The 18,594-nt window shown below is 61.7% G+C and carries 12 protein-coding genes and 1 pseudogene; 2 read left to right on the top strand and 11 right to left on the bottom strand.

What is annotated here, in order from left to right; all coding sequences use genetic code 11:
* Nucleotides 1-300: 300 nt before the first annotated feature.
* Nucleotides 301-1,053, top strand: coding sequence for a thioesterase II family protein (locus ABD05_RS35460; RefSeq protein WP_047903988.1), 753 nt, complete (start codon nt 301-303; stop codon nt 1,051-1,053).
* 52 nt (nt 1,054-1,105) lie between these two features.
* Here the strand turns inward: ABD05_RS35460 and ABD05_RS30880 are convergent, their stop codons facing one another.
* The 11 genes and pseudogenes from ABD05_RS30880 to ABD05_RS30825 form a co-directional block, all read right to left on the bottom strand.
* Complete coding sequence (locus tag ABD05_RS30880; RefSeq protein WP_047903987.1) at nt 1,106-5,131, bottom strand: DUF3683 domain-containing protein; 4,026 nt, start codon at nt 5,129-5,131, stop codon at nt 1,106-1,108.
* 81 nt (nt 5,132-5,212) lie between these two features.
* On the bottom strand, nt 5,213-5,461 hold the full coding sequence (locus tag ABD05_RS30875; protein WP_047903986.1) for a hypothetical protein: 249 nt from the start codon (nt 5,459-5,461) through the stop codon (nt 5,213-5,215).
* A gap of 12 nt (nt 5,462-5,473) precedes the next feature.
* Nucleotides 5,474-6,253: a helix-turn-helix domain-containing protein gene (locus tag ABD05_RS30870; protein ID WP_238594216.1), complete on the bottom strand. Its 780-nt coding sequence runs from the start codon at nt 6,251-6,253 to the stop codon at nt 5,474-5,476.
* 1,253 nt (nt 6,254-7,506) lie between these two features.
* Nucleotides 7,507-8,847 (bottom strand): MATE family efflux transporter, encoded by a 1,341-nt coding sequence (locus ABD05_RS30865; RefSeq protein ID WP_238594215.1) that lies wholly within the window; start codon nt 8,845-8,847, stop codon nt 7,507-7,509.
* Between the two features lie 41 nt (nt 8,848-8,888).
* A complete protein-coding gene (locus ABD05_RS30860; protein ID WP_053060011.1) occupies nt 8,889-9,926 on the bottom strand; it encodes a cysteine synthase family protein in 1,038 nt (345 codons plus the stop codon).
* Nucleotides 9,927-9,928: 2 nt separating this feature from the next.
* Nucleotides 9,929-11,311, bottom strand: coding sequence for an alanine racemase (locus tag ABD05_RS30855; RefSeq protein ID WP_047903984.1), 1,383 nt, complete (start codon nt 11,309-11,311; stop codon nt 9,929-9,931).
* Nucleotides 11,305-12,216 carry an ornithine cyclodeaminase family protein gene (locus ABD05_RS30850; RefSeq protein WP_238594214.1) on the bottom strand — a complete coding sequence of 304 codons (912 nt, stop codon included), beginning with the start codon at nt 12,214-12,216 and terminating at the stop codon, nt 11,305-11,307. Before ABD05_RS30850 ends, ABD05_RS30855 begins: the two co-directional genes overlap by 7 nt.
* A gap of 142 nt (nt 12,217-12,358) precedes the next feature.
* Entirely contained in the window at nt 12,359-13,429 is a 1,071-nt protein-coding gene (locus tag ABD05_RS30845; protein WP_047903982.1) for a TauD/TfdA family dioxygenase, read from the bottom strand.
* Between the two features lie 869 nt (nt 13,430-14,298).
* Nucleotides 14,299-14,499 (bottom strand): annotated as a pseudogene (locus tag ABD05_RS39125) (sigma factor); the annotation flags it as partial.
* Nucleotides 14,500-14,929: 430 nt separating this feature from the next.
* On the bottom strand, nt 14,930-15,802 hold the full coding sequence (locus tag ABD05_RS30830; RefSeq protein ID WP_047903980.1) for an IclR family transcriptional regulator: 873 nt from the start codon (nt 15,800-15,802) through the stop codon (nt 14,930-14,932).
* 65 nt (nt 15,803-15,867) lie between these two features.
* Nucleotides 15,868-16,194 (bottom strand): H-NS histone family protein, encoded by a 327-nt coding sequence (locus ABD05_RS30825; RefSeq protein WP_047903979.1) that lies wholly within the window; start codon nt 16,192-16,194, stop codon nt 15,868-15,870.
* Between the two features lie 1,022 nt (nt 16,195-17,216).
* On the opposite strand from ABD05_RS30825, the gene ABD05_RS30820 reads away from it, so the two are divergent.
* Nucleotides 17,217-18,584, top strand: coding sequence for a UDP-glucose dehydrogenase family protein (locus tag ABD05_RS30820; RefSeq protein WP_047903978.1), 1,368 nt, complete (start codon nt 17,217-17,219; stop codon nt 18,582-18,584).
* Nucleotides 18,585-18,594: the final 10 nt, after the last annotated feature.

Genomic DNA, 18,594 nt, shown 5'->3' with positions numbered 1-18,594 from the left:
TCGATGTACGAAGTTGGCGGCCCGCGACAGCAACGCGCAGGGACGATCGCGCAGCGCAGAATACCAACTTGCGTGTACGGAAAAACCTGTTCGTTGGGGCAGCGCCCAGGGGCGGCGCCGATGCCGGGACGTGGTGTCCCTTCCCGATTTCGGGAGCGATCACGACCGGGTCGGATCGTCAACCTGTACCGTCGGACGGCACACGTCACCCGCCCTTCCGATTACGCTGTGCCGGCATCGGAGCGCCGCACCGGGTCGGATCGCGGCCGAGACTCCTCACGACTTCCGTTCTGAATCGGCATGCCAGTCAAGATCACGCCCTGGTTCATCCTGCATCGCCCGCAACCCGCCGCGACGCATCGGCTGTTCTGCTTCCCGTACGCCGGAGCGGGCTCGCTGCTCTATCGACGCTGGGCGCTTGACCTGCCCAGCTGGATTGAAGTCGTTGCGGTCGAACCGCCGGGACGCCAAACACGCTTCGCGGAAGCGCCACCCGCATCGATCGACGCCATGGTAGATGCACTGGCAAGGGCCGCGAGCGGGCTCCTTGACAAGCCATTCAGCACCTTCGGTTACAGTTTCGGCAGTGTCGTCGGTATCGAATGGTTGAGGGAGCTCGGCCGCCGAGGGCTTCCCGAGCCGATCCACGCGTTCTGTGCCGCACACCGTGCACCGCATGTCGCACCTCGTCTGTTATCGCTTCATCGATTGCCCGAACCGGACCTTATCCGTTGGCTGAAGACGATGGGCGGAACGCCGGACGCCCTGCTGTCGGAGCCCGACTGGCTTCGGCACTTCCTGCGAGCGCTACGCGCCGATCTGGCACTCGCCGAAGGATATTGCCCCGATACGCCTTTCACGTTGCCGTGCGGGCTGACCGTATTCGGCGGCCTGCGCGATCCGCATGTCGATATCGACGCGCTGCGCGAATGGCGTCGCTACAGCGACGGGCCGTTCGCACTTCATCGGTTCGACGGCGATCACTTCTTTATCCATGCACGAGAACGCGAGCTTCAGGATCATGTTGTTGCGACGTTGACCGCCGGCGCATAGGCTCGATCCCGAAAACCGGCCGCGTCTGCATTTGTTTGACGAGGCCCTTCGCTCATAGCATCACGCGCTCGATCCCGCCATGGTTCGCACGTGCGACATAATCGGCCATCCAGTTCTCGCCGAGCACCTGGCGCGCGATCTCGACCACGATGTAGTCGGCCTCGATGTTCGCGTCCTCGTTGTAGCGCGACAGGCCCTGCAGGCACGACGGGCAGCTCGTCAGGATCTTCACGTCCGGGCCGCCGTTCGCGGCCGGCGCCGGTGCGCTCGCATCGCCGGCCACGACCGGGATGCCGCGCAGCTTCGCCGCCCCCTTGCGGATCTCCTCTTCCTTGCGGAAGCGGACCTGCGTCGACACGTCCGGGCGCGTGACCGCGAGCGTGCCCGATTCGCCGCAGCACCGGTCGTTCTTCTCGATCCTGTAGCCGTCCTTCTCCGTGCCCATCAGCTCGTTGACGAGCTTGACCGGGTCCATCGTCTTGATCGGCGTGTGGCACGGGTCGTGATACATGTAGCGCGTGCCCGTCACGCCGTCGAGCTTCATCCCCTTCTCGAGCAGGAACTCGTGGATGTCGATGATCCGGCAGCCCGGGAAGATCTTGTCGAATTCGTAGCCGGCGAGCTGGTCGTAGCAGGTGCCGCACGACACGACCACCGTCTTGATGTCGAGGTAGTTCAGCGTGTTCGCGACCCGGTGGAACAGCACGCGGTTGTCGGTGACGATCTTCTCGGCCTTGTCGTACTGGCCCGAGCCGCGCTGCGGATAGCCGCAGCACAGGTACCCCGGCGGCAACACCGTCTGCACGCCGGCCTCCCACAGCATCGCCTGCGTTGCGAGACCGACCTGCGAGAACAGGCGCTCGGAGCCGCAGCCGGGGAAGTAGAACACCGCTTCCGAATCGACGGTGGTCGACTTCGGGTTGCGGATGATCGGCACGATCTTGTTGTCCTCGATGTCGAGCAATGCGCGCGCCGTCTTCTTCGGCAGGTTGCCCGGCATCTTCTTGTTGACGAAGTGGATCACCTGCTCGACCACGGGCGGCTTGCCGGTCGTCGCCGGCGGGTGCTGCGTCTGCTTCTTCACGACGTTCTTCAGCATGTCGTTCGCGAAGCGCTGCACCTTGTAGCCGACGCCCATCATCATGCCGCGTGCGAGGTTGATCGTCTGCGGGTTGGTCGCGTTCAGGAAGAACATGCCCGCCGCATTGCCGGCGTTGAACTTCTTCTTGCCCATCTTGCGCAACAGGTTGCGCATGTTCATCGTGACGTCGCCGAAGTCGATCTTCACCGGGCACGGCGTCGCGCACTTGTGGCACACCGTGCAGTGGTCGGCCACGTCGTTGAACTCGTCCCAGTGCTTGATCGACACGCCGCGGCGCGTCTGTTCTTCATACAGGAACGCCTCGACCAGCAGCGACGTCGCCAGGATCTTGTTGCGCGGGCTGTACAGCAGGTTCGCGCGCGGCACGTGCGTCGCGCACACCGGCTTGCACTTGCCGCAGCGCAGGCAGTCCTTCACCGAATCGGCGATCGCGCCGATGTCGGACTGCTGCATGATCAGCGACTCGTAGCCCATCAGCCCGAAGCTCGGCGTGTACGCGTTGCGAAGATCGGCGCCGTCGAGCAGCTTGCCCTTGTTGAAGCGGCCGTTCGGGTCGACGCGCTGCTTGTACGCGCGGAATTCGGCGATCTCGTCGTCGGTCAGGAACTCGAGCTTCGTGATGCCGATCCCGTGCTCGCCGGAGATCACGCCGTCGAGCGAGCGCGCGAGCTTCATGATGCGTGCAACCGACGCGTGCGCGTCCTGCAGCATCTCGTAGTTGTCGGAGTTGACCGGGATGTTCGTGTGGACGTTGCCGTCGCCCGCGTGCATGTGCAGCGCGACGAACACGCGGCCGCGCAGCACCTGCTTGTGGATCGCCTGCGCCTCGTCGAGGATCTGCTTGAACGCGCCGCCGTTGAAGATCGCGCGCAGCTCCGCGCGGATCTCCTGCTTCCACGAGATGCGCACCGTGCGGTCCTGCGTGATGTGGAACACGGTCGCGCCCGGCTGCTCGTCCGCGCGATCCGCGAACTTCTCGGCCAGCGCCTCGTAGCCGAGCTGCACGAGGTAGTGCTGCGCCTCGCGCAGCGGCTGGTCGAGCCGGTCGCGCACGAATTCCCAGCGCGCCCGCACGCGCTTGAGCAGTTCCAGCGCCTGCTGGACGCGGTCTTCGAGCAGCTCGGCGCTCGGGATCTCGTTCGCGTCGTCGGTCTTGCCGAGCGGCAGGTTGCCGGCGCGGAAGAACGCTTCGAGCGCGTCGACGAGCTGCAGCTTGTTCTTCAGCGACAGCTCGATGTTGATCCGCTCGATGCCGTCGGTGTACTCGCCCATCCGGTTCAGCGGGATGACGACGTCCTCGTTGATCTTGAACGCGTTCGTGTGCTTCGCGATCGCGGCCGTGCGGCTGCGGTCGAGCCAGAAGCGCTTGCGCGCCTCCGCGCTCACCGCGACGAAGCCCTCGCCGCTCTTGCCGTTCGCCATCCGGATCACTTCGGACGTCGCGTGCGCCACGGCGTCGGCATCGTCGCCGACGATGTCGCCGATCAGCACCATCTTCGGGAACGAATTGCGCTTGCTCTTGGTCGCGTAGCCGACCGCGCGCAGGTAGCGCTCGTCGAGGTGCTCGAGGCCCGCGAGGATCGCGCCGCCCTGCTTCGACGTCTCGAACAGGTAGTCCTTGATCTCGACGATGCTCGGGATCGCCTCGCGCGCCTGGCCGAAGAATTCGAGGCAGACGGTGCGCGTGTGCGCGGGCATCTTGTGCAGCACCCAGCGCGCGGACGTGATGAGCCCGTCGCAGCCTTCCTTCTGCACGCCCGGCAGGCCGGCGAGGAACTTGTCGGTCACGTCCTTGCCGAGCCCTTCCTTGCGGAACCGGCGGCCTTCGATCTCGAGCATCTCGGTGCGCAGCAGCTTCTCGCCCGGCGCGTATGCGCCGTCGAACCACTTCAGCTCGAAACGCGCGACCGCGATGTCGTGGATCTTGCCCTGGTTGTGCTCGTGGCGCGTGACCTCGAGCCAGTTGCCGTCCGGGTCGACCATCCGCCACCAGGCCAGGTTGTCGAGCGCGGTGCCCCACAGCACGGCCTTCTTGCCGCCCGCGTTCATCGCGACGTTGCCGCCGATGCACGATGCGTCGAGCGACGTCGGGTCGACCGCGAACACGTAACCGGCCGCCTCGGCCGCCTCGGTCACGCGGCGCGTGACGACGCCCGCGCCGGAGAAGATCGTCGGCACCTTGTGCGCGACGCCCGGCAGCTCGGTCAGCTCGACCGCGCCGAGTTGCTCGAGCTTCTCGGTGTTGATCACCGCGGAGAACGGCGTGAGCGGCACCGCGCCGCCCGTGTAGCCGGTGCCGCCGCCGCGCGGGATCACGGTCAGGCCGAGCTCGAAGCAGGCCTTGATCAGTGCCGCGATCTCGGCTTCGCTATCGGGCGTCAGCACGACGAACGGGTATTCGACGCGCCAGTCGGTCGCGTCGGTCACGTGCGACACGCGCGACAGCCCGTCGAAGCGGATGTTGTCCTTCTGCGTGCAGCGGCCGAGCGCCTTGGTCGCTCGGCGGCGCAGGTCGGCCATTTTTTCGAATTCGTCGGCGAACTCGTTCACCGCACGCTGCGCGGCGCCTTCGAGCATCTCGACGCGCAACGCGCGCTCGCGGCCGGCGCCACCATGCTGGCCATCCACACGCACACGGCGACGCCTTGCGATCTCGGTCAGCCGGTCATGCAGCGTGCCGATCAGGAACGCGCGACGCTTTCGGTTATCAAGCAGGTCGTCCTGCAGGTACGGATTGCGGCGCACGGCCCAGATGTCACCGAGCACCTCACACAGCAGCCGCGCCGAGCGGCCCGTGTGGCGCTCGGCGCGCAGTGCGTCGAGCACCAACCACGCCTCTACGCCGAGCAGGCGGATCACGATCTCGCGATCGGAGAAGGACGTGTAGTTATAGGGAATGTTGCGTGAAGGCTCATGTATTCCCGCTATTGCCCGAACACAATCGAACAAATGTACGGTTGGCAGTCGGGCATTCATTGGAGTCTATGGAGCGAATGGTGAAGCGGGCTGAAACAAAGCTCGGGAAACGGGGAACGTATCCGGACACAAGCAGGCGAACTAAACGGAAACGACCGTCCGGATCAGATCGAACGCGCTTTTCAGGATCAACGCTGTGGCCACGCCGACCAATGGGGGCGCAAGTACGCCGGTGACGCAGAGCAAAACGCGGCCGACAGGCGGCAGGCCGGGACGCTTCCACGCGATGTAAACCGCCGCCGGCGGCAAAAAGAGAATCGACAGAATGTATGCTTTGTACGTAAATCCGTGACGCGCAACAAACGCCTTGACCTTTTCCTTGAAAGACATTCCTGAACTCCTCTAGATCAATCCCAGACGGCTGACTTTCGCCACCGCTTGTGCCCGGTTCGAAACACGCAGTTTTTCGTACACGTTGGTCAGATGGAACTTGACCGTCCTTTCCGACATGGAAAGTATCCGGCCAATTTCCCAGGCGGTCTTGCCTTCGACTACCCACTTGATTACGTCGGATTCCTTTCTCGTAAACTGAATTCCCTTCGAGTCCTCGCAGGGTTTCCGGTCGAGATCCACCGCGCGTAGTTCCGCATCCCGATGGTTCTGTCCCGTGATCTTTTGAATCAACGCGGTATGTAAATGCATGGCAATGAAGGTCAGAAGAAGCGCCGAGTGCAATGTCGCGTCTTCACACTTCAGCTGCAGAACGGTCCGGGTCGCCGTCGAATCGCCCGGGGGCGCTCCGATGCAGGCGACAATGCCCTTTCCCCGCATATATAACGCAAGGTCATTGACAAACGCATCGCACTGCGGCAATCCGGCATCGAGATCGTGCCAATGAAATGTATGGTCCTGACGGTTGGACAGCGTGAAGCAACTCAAATATTGGTCGATGTCAATCGTGGCGCCAAACAGAGTCAAGCCTCGCCGGGTTCCGGCGACGTCCTTCGCCAAACCATAGCGATAGATCAGACCATGAGAAGCTGTATCGCCGCTTCCGACATGCAAAATCAAACACTTGTCGAACGGGATCACCCGTCCAATTTTTTCCGCGAGTTGATCCATCCCGTCGGTCAAGCCGTTGGGGCGATGAATCTCGCCGATGATGCGAGAAAAGGTCTCCAATTTGCCGGGCCCTTATTGAAAAGACAAGATTCGTATGCATTGGTACGCCCTGGCAATCGACTTCCGATTTCCTGAAGTGTCAAGACCATAACGGGCTACTGATCAACCACAATTTTCACTCGGCGCGCCATCACCACGACAGCGAGCAATGGCATCGTAAAATCGATCGCCATTCATAAACAAGTTCTTGGAATGAATAATTTGACAGCGAATGCAGACCAGCACTCGCCCCTTCATACCATTAACATCTGCAATATTAAACTGTTAATTATTAACAGCACCGCTCACCAGAGCCGATGACAGATCGATTTCACCCACTTGCACCACGTCATATTTTATTCATTCAGTTCCAACATCCGAACCGGCGGTCACCGGGGCACACCTCCGATTAACCTCCGCGCCTGGATTCCACGCTCTAAATTTGACGTTGCGCAAGTATATCGGAGTACAGATGGCAGGAACATTACTCATCAAAAAAATATGTAATGAAGCTTTCTTTCACATTACGCAAAAACAAAGCACGCCATATCAACAATTCGCCATACTGTCGCACGAAATTTCAAGAAAATTGATGGCGTTCGCCATTTCGACAAATTTGCAGTCCGGCAAATTCGGAAAACTTTCCACTCGTCAGAATTTCAATTTCACTCATTCGCATAGTGCTATCAATTATTCACACCATCAGAATCAGTGACATTCAATTATCGCGACGGTCAGGCGAGGACAACGATGTCGAAAGGAATCCCACCGTTTTGATACAGCCATATTTTCTTGTTCTTGTATATCCCGGCAGACTGTCAAAACTGACAGGCAATCGACGTATTTAATCGGAAATCCATTCGAGCGACTGCTGGCCGTCACTGTAATGACTAGCGAATCTCGTCAGTGGCTACGCCACCGAGAGCATGACGACGTCTTTGCTGCACACCGGTAGCGGTTGCAAAAAAAGCTGCCTTGTCGTCTTTGGTGGACAGGGCATGCGGGCCATCACGCGCTCAACGACCCGCACGCCATCCATCTGGAAGCCCGGAGGTCGTCTCGCGACGCATACCGGTACGTAGCCGGGCAGCAGGCACGGCACTCGCAGCAGCGACAAACGCCCTGCGGTCGGCGGTCGATGGTGTTGGACCATCGCCGCCGGGCACCGACGCTTGGGCACGTTCGGCACGGTCCGGCAATCGATGCGTTCGATACTGCGCGGTACTACGAGCATTCGCGTATCGACCCGTCACCTGCTTGCACATCGGGACCATTCAGCTTGTTCGCGAATGCTCCGTGCGTGCATGTTTCGTCAGCACTCGAAGGCGGCCCTCGAACTTGTGAAGCAGCATCGACGCCGTGGCGGCAAGCCCGATCGCGAGTCCGCTCCAGATTCCGTAGATGCCATACCCCAGCAGCACACCGGCCGCCCATGCGACAGGCAGACCGATCATCCAGTACCCGACGATCGAGATACGGAACGAGCTTGTCACGTCGCCGAGGCCCCGCAAAATGCCGACACCGATGTTCTGGCTGCAATCGAAGATCTGCAGCAGCGCCGCGATCGTCAGCAGTCCTCCCGCGAGCCGCAGGACTTCCGCACTCGCGGCAACGCTGTTGTCGAGGAATGGCGCAAGCACGCGGGTCGGTGTGACGAGATACGGCAGCGCAACGATCAGCATGGCCCCGACGCCAAGCCCGAGTCCGGTATAACCGAGCCGCCGGGCGCCGCGATAGTCGTGCTGCGCGCACGCGTGGCTGATGCTGATCGATGATGCATGAGACAACCCGACCGAAATCATGAATACGATGTAAATCACCTGATTGACGATCGTCTGGGCGGCGAGCGCATCGGTACCGAGCGTTCCGATCACGAGCGTCAGGACAGTGAAGAACGCCGCTTCCGACCCATACGTGGCCGCGATCGGCAGCCCCATTCGCCACGTTCGCGCCAATGCTTCGGCGTCCGTGCGCCAGACAGCAAGCGACAGGTTCTCGGCCAGTTCCGGCCGGCGCTTTGCGATCGTGAGAAACGCAATGAAAGAGAGCAGGTACACGCTGCTGGTTGCGCAGGCAATGCCAATCAAACCGAGCTTGGGGAATCCGAACCGGCCGAACATCAATGCGTAGTCGAGCGCTGCGTTGACAACGATCGAAACGATCGTGATCACCAGTAGCGGCCCTGGCTTGCGCAAGCCGACGGTATATTGCCGAAGCGCCTGGAACCACAGGCACGGCAATATACCGGGTGCGGCTGCCGCAAGATAGAACGAAGCTTGCCTTGCAACATCAGGATCTTGTCCGAGCCAGACGAGCGGCATTTCGATACACAGCATCAGTAGCGAAAACACCAGTGCCGCAAGCGTCGCCAGCGCAAAACCGGCGCGCCCCAGCCGCAGGATTTCCGCGTGAGCTTGCTGGCCGTTGGCGAACGCGACCAGGTTGCCGGTCCCCGTCACGAGCCCGGTCCCCATCGTCCGAAACTGATTGAAGATCGTCAGTGCGAGACCACCGGCGGCAATCTCGCGAGGCCCAAGCATGCCCATCATTACAATGTCGGTCGTCGTCAGCGCCACCTGGGCGAGCTGCGTGAGAACAAGAGGAGCAGCGAGCAAGCCGATTTTCCTGACATCGAGCCAGACTTGTCGATGAAGTTTCATACGGCGCGGGAGAAGATAGGTTCGAGTTCGCGGGCGACGGACTCGTCGAGCAGATTTCGCTCGCGCATCCACTCGTCGTTGAACACCGTGTCGAGATACTTCTCGCCGCCGTCGCATACCAGGACGACAAGCGTCGAATCGGCCGGCAACGAATCGAGCATCTTCAGTGCATGCCAGATAACGCCGCCTGCCGAGCCGCCGACGAGCAGCGATTTCTTGCGTGCGATGTAGCGGGCGGTATTGAATGCGGCCGCGTCCGTCACCTTGACCCCTTCGTCGAGCAGCGCGTAGTCGACCAATGCACCAATCTCGGCGCCAGGCGGTGTCCCGGTGCCGGACTGATAATAGGATCCGCCTTCGCCGCCGAATGCGATCGAGCCGACCGGTTCGACACCGACGACACGTGGCGCGGAGCCCGTCGCGAGCAGTTCGCGCGCAGTGCCGAAAAGCGAGCCGCCCGTGCCGACCGAACCGACCAGGAAGTCGATTCGGTCTCCGAGAATTTCGCGCAACTCGTGTGCCAGCTCGCGATAGCCGTTGCCATTCGCCGGATTGTTATGCTGCTCGGTCCAGATGCTGTCCGGGTCGTCGGCGGCCATTCGCTCCGCAAGCGCCTCCCGGTCCACCGTCGCGAGTGCTTCACCCTCGCTCACGTAGACGAGTTCCGCGCCGAACGCCTGCATCGCGCGCAGCTTGTCTTTCGACGCGTGGCAGTCCACGACTGCGGTAAATCGGTAACCGCGCTCAGCCGACAATAGCGCCAGGCCCATACCCGTGTTGCCGGAGGTCGATTCGATCACGCGTCCGGCCGGCCGCAGGCTTCCGTCCTGCTCCGCTTCGTCAAGCATCTGCCTTGCCATCCGAATCTTTGCGCTGCCGGTCGGATTCGTCGATTCCAGCTTGAGCAGGATGCGCGCTCCGTTGGCGCCGCGAATCAATTCGAACAGCGGCGTGCGGCCGATAAGATCCGATACTTTCGACACGATCGCGGGCAGGGTAATCGTGGCTTGTTCACCGAGAAAACGTACATTCATTGTCAGGCTCCGGAGATCTGGGAATGGCGATCGACGCGCCAACGCGGCCGCGCACCGTCGAGCGTCAAGACAAGCTTTGGCGGGAGCGGCAATTCGTGAAATGGAGACTCGTTGGAATCCATCTGATAGCCGGCCGTGTTTGGGTAGATCAGGAGATCGCCAGGTTCGGGGCGTTGCTCGAACGCGATCTTGCGCCAGGTCAGCATGTCGGAATCGAGGCAGCTCGCGCCGCCGACACACGCGCGATAAGGGCCGGCCGCACGCAGAGATCGCGACGGTTCGCGCACGGACATCAGCAGCTCCGGATCGGGCAGGAATTCGCTGGCGAACCATTGCTCGGACACACTGAAGCTCGTGCCGTTGACGGTCGCTATGCCATAGTCGCCGCAATCCTTCACGCCTTGCACGGCGAAAACCGTGAATCCCGCCTGATCCAGCAGCGCGCGCCCCGGTTCCAGCATGACCTGCAGGCCATGCTCACGTACCAGTTCGGCGAGCGACGTCGATTCTGCATCAGGGATGCCGGCCAGGATTGCATCGAGCATCTGCGCACCGCCGCACGCCGAGTAATACGGATAGAAGCCGTCGAATACCTTGTTTGCATGGTAATCGCCGGCGCGGTGTGCGCCCTGGAATGCGAGCCAGTCGCCTTCGCTCACGTACGACATCGCAAAGCCACCGCCGATGTTGATCGTGTGCGGCGCAAGACCGAGCGCTCGAGCGTCGATGCACGCGCGCAGCGCGATCCCCGCCTGATTGCAGCGGGCCGTTGCACTGTAACCGGACAGATGGAACGAGAACCCTTCAAGGGCGACCGACGACCGTATCGCGGCACACGCCGACAGCGCCAGGCGGAGCGCCTCGGCGCTCAAACCGAATCGACTCCCGTTTTGCACACCTGGCGCCATGCGCAGCAGAACACGTGCGACGCGATTCGATTGCTGCGCAATCGCGGCCAGACGATCGAGTTCGTCGATACTGTCGACGGCAATCAACGCATCGTGCAGGACGGCGAGCCGTAGCAGCGCACTCGCCTTTGCGGGACCGGATACGCCGATGTCGGCTCCGCACACCCCTGCGGCCAGCGCGTCGGCGAACTCGCCCGCACTCGCGACGTCGACGCCGATCCCTGCTTCTGCCGCACTATGCGCGAAGCAGCGCGCCTTGTTCGCCTTCTTCGCGTAGTACACGCGCCCCGGAACCCGATATGCGTCGAGCACGCGCTGGAACGCCGCGACATTGCGGGCGAATCGCTCTGGAAACAGGAAATGGACCGGCGCGTCGAAGCCGTCCGCAAGATCGCGGATCATGGCGTGATGTCCGTCCACGAAATCGCGCAATGCCGGGTCCCACAACGCGGGCAGTCGGGGGATGTCGCTCACCATAGTTCGACTTCCTCGCCGAGCCCTTTCACCCGAGCCGCGTCGGCCAACACGCGCCCGAGCGCAATGTCGGTGACGATCATTCCGCTGTTGAACGCGTAGACGATGTCGCCATCATTGCGCCGTGCCGGCTTGCGACCGAGCAGTATGTCCGGCAGCTCCGCATCGACAGCAGGAAGTTTGCCGGTTTCGTCAACGAGATCGACGCCGGTCACCAACATCTGTGCCTCGCTCGTCGCGATCCGGTAGTCGGCACGATACAGCGCGTCGGCGTGAATCCCGTATCCGACCAGCAGTGCAAGAGCGCCCGGCTTCAGCGCCGCGTGACGCACCGTCTCCGGTACGCCGGCGCCGGCCACACCCAGCACGATGTCCGCCTCCCGCGCCGACGCGGCGAGATCCGTCGACACCTCGATGTCACGGTCGGGGTGAAAGCGCTTCAGCGTGCTGCGCACGGCATCGATTCCCGATTCATAGTGGCCATGTACGATCACCCGCTCGATGTCCGGCAGGGCGGTCAGCAGGAACGGCGCCGCCATGCGCCCCTGCGTTCCGGTGCCGACGACAAGTGCCGTTCTGGCATGCGGCGCGGCTACACGCGCGATCAGGGCCGACACGGCCGGCGTACGCAGCGACCCGACCAGGCTGCCGTCCATCAGTGCAACGGGCATGCCGGTTTCATCGTCGAACAGCAGCAATGTCGTGTAGTACTTCTGTAGTTCGCGGTTGTGCTCGGGATCGTATTTATACGACGTCTTGAACCCGACGGTTTTACGCCCACCGTCCCGGCCCAGCATCGAATACGCAACCGAATGCTTGTCGGCCGGCTGGCTCATCAGCTTGCGCGGATTCTCCGATTCGCCGGAAGCAAGGCCAAGGTATGCACCCTCGACCGCCTCGAGCACCATCGATGGGTCGTAGTCGAGTTCGTCGATCGTGTGCTTGCCAAGCACCAGCAGCCTCGACGGCTGCGTCGCAAGCCGCGGTCGTACGTCCGCGTCGGGTTGGGTCGCACCGGGCATCTCTAGTGTCATCGTATTCATTCGTGTCTCACAGGATTTCGCGCATCGAAGGGGCCTGCCGGAACGGCAACGTCTCGCGCAGGTTGACGTGGACATTGACACGCCGCAACCAGCGCTGGCGCGGTCCATAGTTGGGGTTGTAGATGGTGCGTCCATGGACGGCGCGCTTGTTATCCACCCAGACCATGTCGCCTGGGTGCATCACAACGCTCGTGCGATGCGTATAGCAGGCGTCGATCAGCCAGCGCAACGCACGCTGCGCCTCCTCGTCGCCAGGCAGCGCTGCCATGAATGCCTCGTCCACCCGCAACCACGGCTTCGCGCGCAGCCCGGACAGGGCCGATACCGGCTCCGGGCTCTCGTGCATGCGGCGGATGTGCTCGAATACATGATCGTCAAGTCGCCAGTGTTCGCTGACGTTCTGCTCGGGCAGGTGCGACTTGTCCGGAAGAATCATGAAGCGTTGGGCGCTCAATACCCGCCACATGTCGTCTGGAATCTCGATTTCCTCGATCCCGCAGAAAATCGTTTCTGCCCGCTCGTCGTTGCGGTAGCAAAGAATCGAAAGGAAGTCGGCTCGATGCTCGTGAAACGCCTCCTCGTTGTGCCACACGAGCGTCACACTGCTGCCGCCGCCGAGTTGCTCGGCATGGTCATTCCTGATCGGCACGATGTGACGCAGGAAGCGACCGTTTTCCTGCGTGCGCCAACCGAACATGTCACCCAGCAGCGACGTCATCAGGCATTGCATGACTTCTTCATTCAGCGATCGCGGGTTGCGCCATGGCGCGTCCCAGTGCGACGGCGACGGGCCGATGCGGGTGTCGTCCACCGGCATTCCGCGCAACAGAAGCACACTGCACGGCAGTTCCAGTTGTCGATAGCGGTGCGCCAGCGAACGCAGCGAGCGCGGCAATTCCTGCGCGGCCAGCATGCAATCGTTTGCGAACGCGACACTCTCGACACTGTCGTATTGAGCGATCAACTCCTGCGCAATGTCGGCAAGTCGGGCCACCTCGTCGTCGCGCAATTCATAGATCGCAAGCGACTTCGAAACCGGCCGCAGGCCGGATGGATCGATGCCTTCGGAAAGATTCATACATTTCCCTCGTGTGAAATCGGGCAATCACGCACCGGTGGCGCGGCGAATGTCCGAGCTTTCGTCGTCGACGACCGCTTTGCCCCGTAGCGCGTTGCGGACCGTCGTCTCTCAGTATCGTTTTGGAGGTGCTGACGGCATTCCTGACATGCCGAACTCAGCGGGCAAGACAAACGTGCTCGTCTGATGAGGTCTTGATCCTTTGAAGTCGAAATGCCAAGAAAAAAGATGCCCTTCGGCTATCCAATCAACGTCTGCGCGGCTTACCGGACAACGGCCGCGCTCCCGCGTGTCAGGCGGGCGCTATCGTCACCAACTTTCACGCTGGATCACCACGCCGTCATTCAGCGTATGAACCCATCGCGAATGATCCCCTTTCCTCTGTTAACCGGATGAGGACCAGAAACGCGAACCGAATCCGGATATTTTTTTTCGCGGATCAGTCGACCACGCGGAATCCGGCGGTGCGCGTGGCCTTGCACGTCACCTGGCGTCGATCCCGGTCCGCCACGGAAGTATTCGCGTTACCCTGATCGGCAGCCCGCGCTCGAGTATCGCGAGCGTCTGGTCCGGACTGCCTGTTGGCAAGCGGCCGACTGCCGTGACTCCCGCGACCCGCGAGTCGACGCCGATGTAGCCATACCGATGGCGACTCGATTTGCCAATTAATTCGTTAAACGAAATATTCTTGGCGATAATTACTCCGCGCAACACAACACACTTCGCAGACGGGATCCGCGCCTACCGCAGCAGATAGGTCAAGCGACGGCTGACCGACTCGATATGCTCCCACGCACAACAATGCTCGGGACGCCCCGCCAGCCATCGCCCCCAGGCTTCCAGGTGCTCGCCGGGTGCGCCGAGGACACCGCCAACGCGTTCAGCCATGCCTGCTCGACTTCGCGGCGGCGCCATAGGTCGATGCCCATCCCCTGCGCAATCGCACGCAGATAAGCCCGCGCTTCAGCGTCGCTCCCGAAATCCTTGAGTGCTGGCTTGACAATCAGGCGCAGAAATGTGTCGTGGACAAGGTCAGCAGCGTCGGCGGCATCTCCCACCCGCCGACGTATCAACATCGATGGCTGCAGGTGGGAGGGAAATGCGAATCGTTTGTGTTTATAAACCAACTTCCACTTCCCTTGCAATACCTTGCATCGGCGTTGAAGCTGTCGTTACTTCAACATCCCGGTCGACTCGTCAGCGTGTCCGTTGGACTCGCTTTGACGTTACCGTCCGCGCAACAACAGAGTCGGTATCGTTTCTTTTTTACCCATATTGCCGACTCAATGGAATGCAGAACGCGTGCAGGCGGAATGAGTCGACCGAGCGCGCGAATTTCGTCTTCCGCAAGCGCCCGGTTACGTTCGTTGTCACGCGTCGGACGTATTCCCCCTGCACGACATCCTCTTTCTCAAGCGCGAGTCCATTGCAATCGATCAACAGGTGCTTCCGCAACGGGTTACGCTCGCCCCACCGAATCATTTGCTCCCCGCGATTCCTTCACCCCGCCCGACGCGCACTCCGCGTCGGCTCACGCGACGGCAACTCGACGGCCGATTGCATAAACCGCTGATCGACCGTCGCGGAGATGCGCTGTGCCGTTTCGCCCAGCGCGACGCCGATCTGCTTGATCGACAACGCTCCTGCTTCTTCCGAGAGCGCCAGGTATGGGCAAGCGAGGATGGCGATTGCCGAGCCCGACTTGTCGACGATCGGCGTTGCAATATCCGTGATGCCGGGAATGCGCTCGTTCGGGCGGCAGATATAGCCGCCTACCTGATGGGTCGGCAATGCTTCATCGCTGCGTGGCGGGATCAACGACTCGACATCGTGCCCGATGTTCCGAAGCAATCGGCTTCGCATGTCTTCGTCCTGACATGCCAGGTACATCTCCCCCGCGGCGCTGCCGTGCAGCGGAACGCGCGTGCCGGCCCGGACCGCCAGGTTCCACTCCGTTTCAGCGCCGGCCGTTGCGACGACAACCATCGTGTCGCCGTCAAATACCGTCAGGTAGCATGACTGGACAGTCTGCAATGCGAACTGCTGCAGGAGCGGCGTGACAAGCGCGCCAAGCGATCGTGTTGGCGCATGATGTTGCCCGAGAAAGTAAAGCTTCATGGTCAGCGCGTAACGGTCGTAACGATCCACCCTGTAGATGTAACCGCGCTCCTCGAGCACCTGCATCATGCGATACAGTTCGCTCCGGCTGCGCTTCAACGCGCGACAAATGTCCGCCTGCGCCATGCCGAACTGGCGATCGACGAGCAACTCGAGAATATCGAGGCCCTTCTCGAGCGCCGGCGCACGATAATTCGCTTTTTTCTTGAGACCCGAACGGTCAGGATCGTCCGGGTCTTCGTTTGGATTCCGCATGTGAAACGATGCCTCTGGAATTCAGCTCATTTGAGTCACGCCGGAAGCAGGCGCCTGCCCGGCAATCAGCGTGTTTCCGGCCACCATGGCTGCGGCGCTTCCCGGATCAGATAGTCGTCCGGGTTCTTGCCGACCAGCCACCTGGGACGCGCGCCTTTGCCGGACCAGGATCGGCCGGTGTTCGGGTCGTAGTATTTCGCCGGCGCCTTCTGCGGCCTGGCCTTGATGAAGCCTGCCGCTCGCAGCAATTCGATTTCGGTGATGCCGAACTGCCTGACGTGCTCGGCAATCTCCTTGAGCCTGGCCTGCTTCTCTTTCTGCCTGGCTTCTTCGACGATCAGGTTCAATTGACCGAGCTGCTGTTGCAGCTCGCGAATGGTGGGACGCTTCATTTGACACATTCCGGAGAGACTCGACAAACCGCGGCTCGACCGCACGTGCGTCATGCAGCGCCGTGGCGAATGCGGAGAATGAGGAAATCTGGGCGCACGAAGGCCTGATCGTATGGACCACTCTGCTCGGGTTTCTACTCGACGCCCCCTTTGCTCGCGGCAACGCCGCACGCATTTGGTCACGCAATTGCGGAAGCTCCTGCTCGATCCGGTTCAGTTCCGCCAGTGGATGGGTACCTGGAAGCGATTGATCGATTGAACACCCGGAATCGTCCGCGTCGCCCCGTGTCGCGTCCGGATATCGGAGTCTGAATGCAATGCATGATTGGTCAAACGTTATGGCATTCGCTGCTTTGGCACACCACGCTTCCAGCACAATTCATACCACATACATCCATTTCGTTTCAGAGGCGCGAAAAATCCCGACAAAACAAAGGCCTATATGTCAATCCATAAAGATGTGAATAAATCGGAGTATTTATGGTTGAACGTTTGCGCCGGTCTCATTCGCAGCCGTTACGTAACGACACTCCGTAACAGGCACCCTGACACGAAACACACCAATCGGATGCCAGGTAGATTTGGACGCGGTAGCGACATGTGCCGGCCAAAGTTTCATAGGCACTCACGAGCCGTTTATCGCGTAGCGCCGCTTGAATGAGGCCGGCCCAATTTCCGTCCCGGTCTTATTTGGAAAATTCCGGCTCTTGAGCCTGGCCTCTACGTTACGTGCCGCCCCGGCCAACTGTCACGTAACAGATCGTGCGGCGACCGCTGGCTCCCGTCACGTTGCGCGAAGATGGATACCGAACGCGGTAGTAGCACGCACGCGGCGCTCAAGCCGGCTGGCACGTCGATTGCTTTTAGCCATATGCGGCCGGCACGATGCCGGCGGAGTAGCCCGTCCCGACCTCGCGGCTCATAGGGTCTGCGGCTTGCGGGATCGGGCGATACAGACAACGCAGCCGGCACGCCATCGCGCCAGCGACGGACACTTCACTCGCAGCCCATCTGAACACGTCATGAAAGTCACGATCATAGGAACCGGTTACGTCGGCCTCGTTACGGGCGCCTGTCTCGCCGATATCGGCAACGACGTCGTATGCGTGGACGTCGACGTGCGCAAGATCGACATCCTGCTTTCCGGTGGCGTGCCCATCTACGAACCGGGCCTGAAGGAAATCATCGACCGGAACCGCGCCGCCGGGCGCCTCGCGTTCACGACAGACCTGGAAGCCGGGGTCGCGCACGGCGACCTGCAGTTCATCGCCGTCGGCACGCCGCCCGATGAAGACGGTTCGGCCGATCTCACGCATGTCGCGAGCGCCGCGCGCTCGATCGGCCGCTACATGACGGGCTTCAAAACCATCGTCGACAAATCCACCGTCCCCGTCGGCACGGCGTCGCGCGTGGCCGAGATCGTTCAGGGCGAACTGACGACGCGCGGCATGGCGTGCGGCTTTTCGGTGGTGTCGAACCCGGAGTTCCTGAAGGAGGGCGCGGCGGTCGAGGACTTCATGCGTCCGGACCGAATCATCATCGGCAGCGCGAGCGACGCAGCCGGGCAGCGCGCGAAAGCGATGATGCGCGAGCTGTACCTGCCGTTCAACCGGAATCACGAGCGCACGCTATACATGGACGTGCGTTCGGCGGAGTTCACGAAGTACGCGGCCAATGCGATGCTCGCGACGCGCATCTCGTTCATGAACGAGCTCGCGAACCTCGCGGACCGGATCGGCGCCGACATCGAGGAAGTCCGCCGCGGCATCGGCTCCGATCCGCGTATCGGCTATCACTTCCTGTACGCAGGCGTCGGTTACGGCGGCTCCTGCTTTCCGAAAGACATCCATGCGTTGCGGCACGCCGCGCGCGCCCACGGTTACCCGATGCGGATCCTGGAAGCCGTCGAGCAAGTCAACGACGACCAGCGCACGACCTTCCTCGAGAAAATCTTCGGCCGCTTCGGCCGCAACCTGTCGGGCCGGACGTTCGCCGTCTGGGGCCTCGCGTTCAAGCCGAACACCGACGACATGCGGGAAGCGCCGAGCCGGACGGTCATCGCGTCGCTGCTCCGGCACGGCGCGACGGTGCGTGCGCATGATCCGGTCGCCATCGACGAGGCGAAGCGGGTGTTCGAACGCGACCTCGCGCACGACCCCGCCGCACGGTCGCGACTGTCGTTCTCCGACAGCCAGAACGCCGTGCTCGAGCAAAGCGATGCGCTCGTGATCCTGACCGAGTGGAAATCCTACAAGAGCCCCGACTTCGCGCTGATCGCCGGGAAACTCGCTGCACGTGCCATCTTCGACGGCCGCAATCTGTACGCATCCGGGGTGTTCATGGACAGCGGCATCGAATACCACGGCATCGGGCGCGGCACCGCGGCATGAAAGGCATGAA

This window comes from Burkholderia pyrrocinia, assembly GCF_001028665.1.
GTDB lineage: Bacteria > Pseudomonadota > Gammaproteobacteria > Burkholderiales > Burkholderiaceae > Burkholderia > Burkholderia pyrrocinia.
The sequence above is the reverse complement of the archived record's forward strand: the minus strand, read 5'-3'. Positions and strand labels throughout refer to the sequence as shown.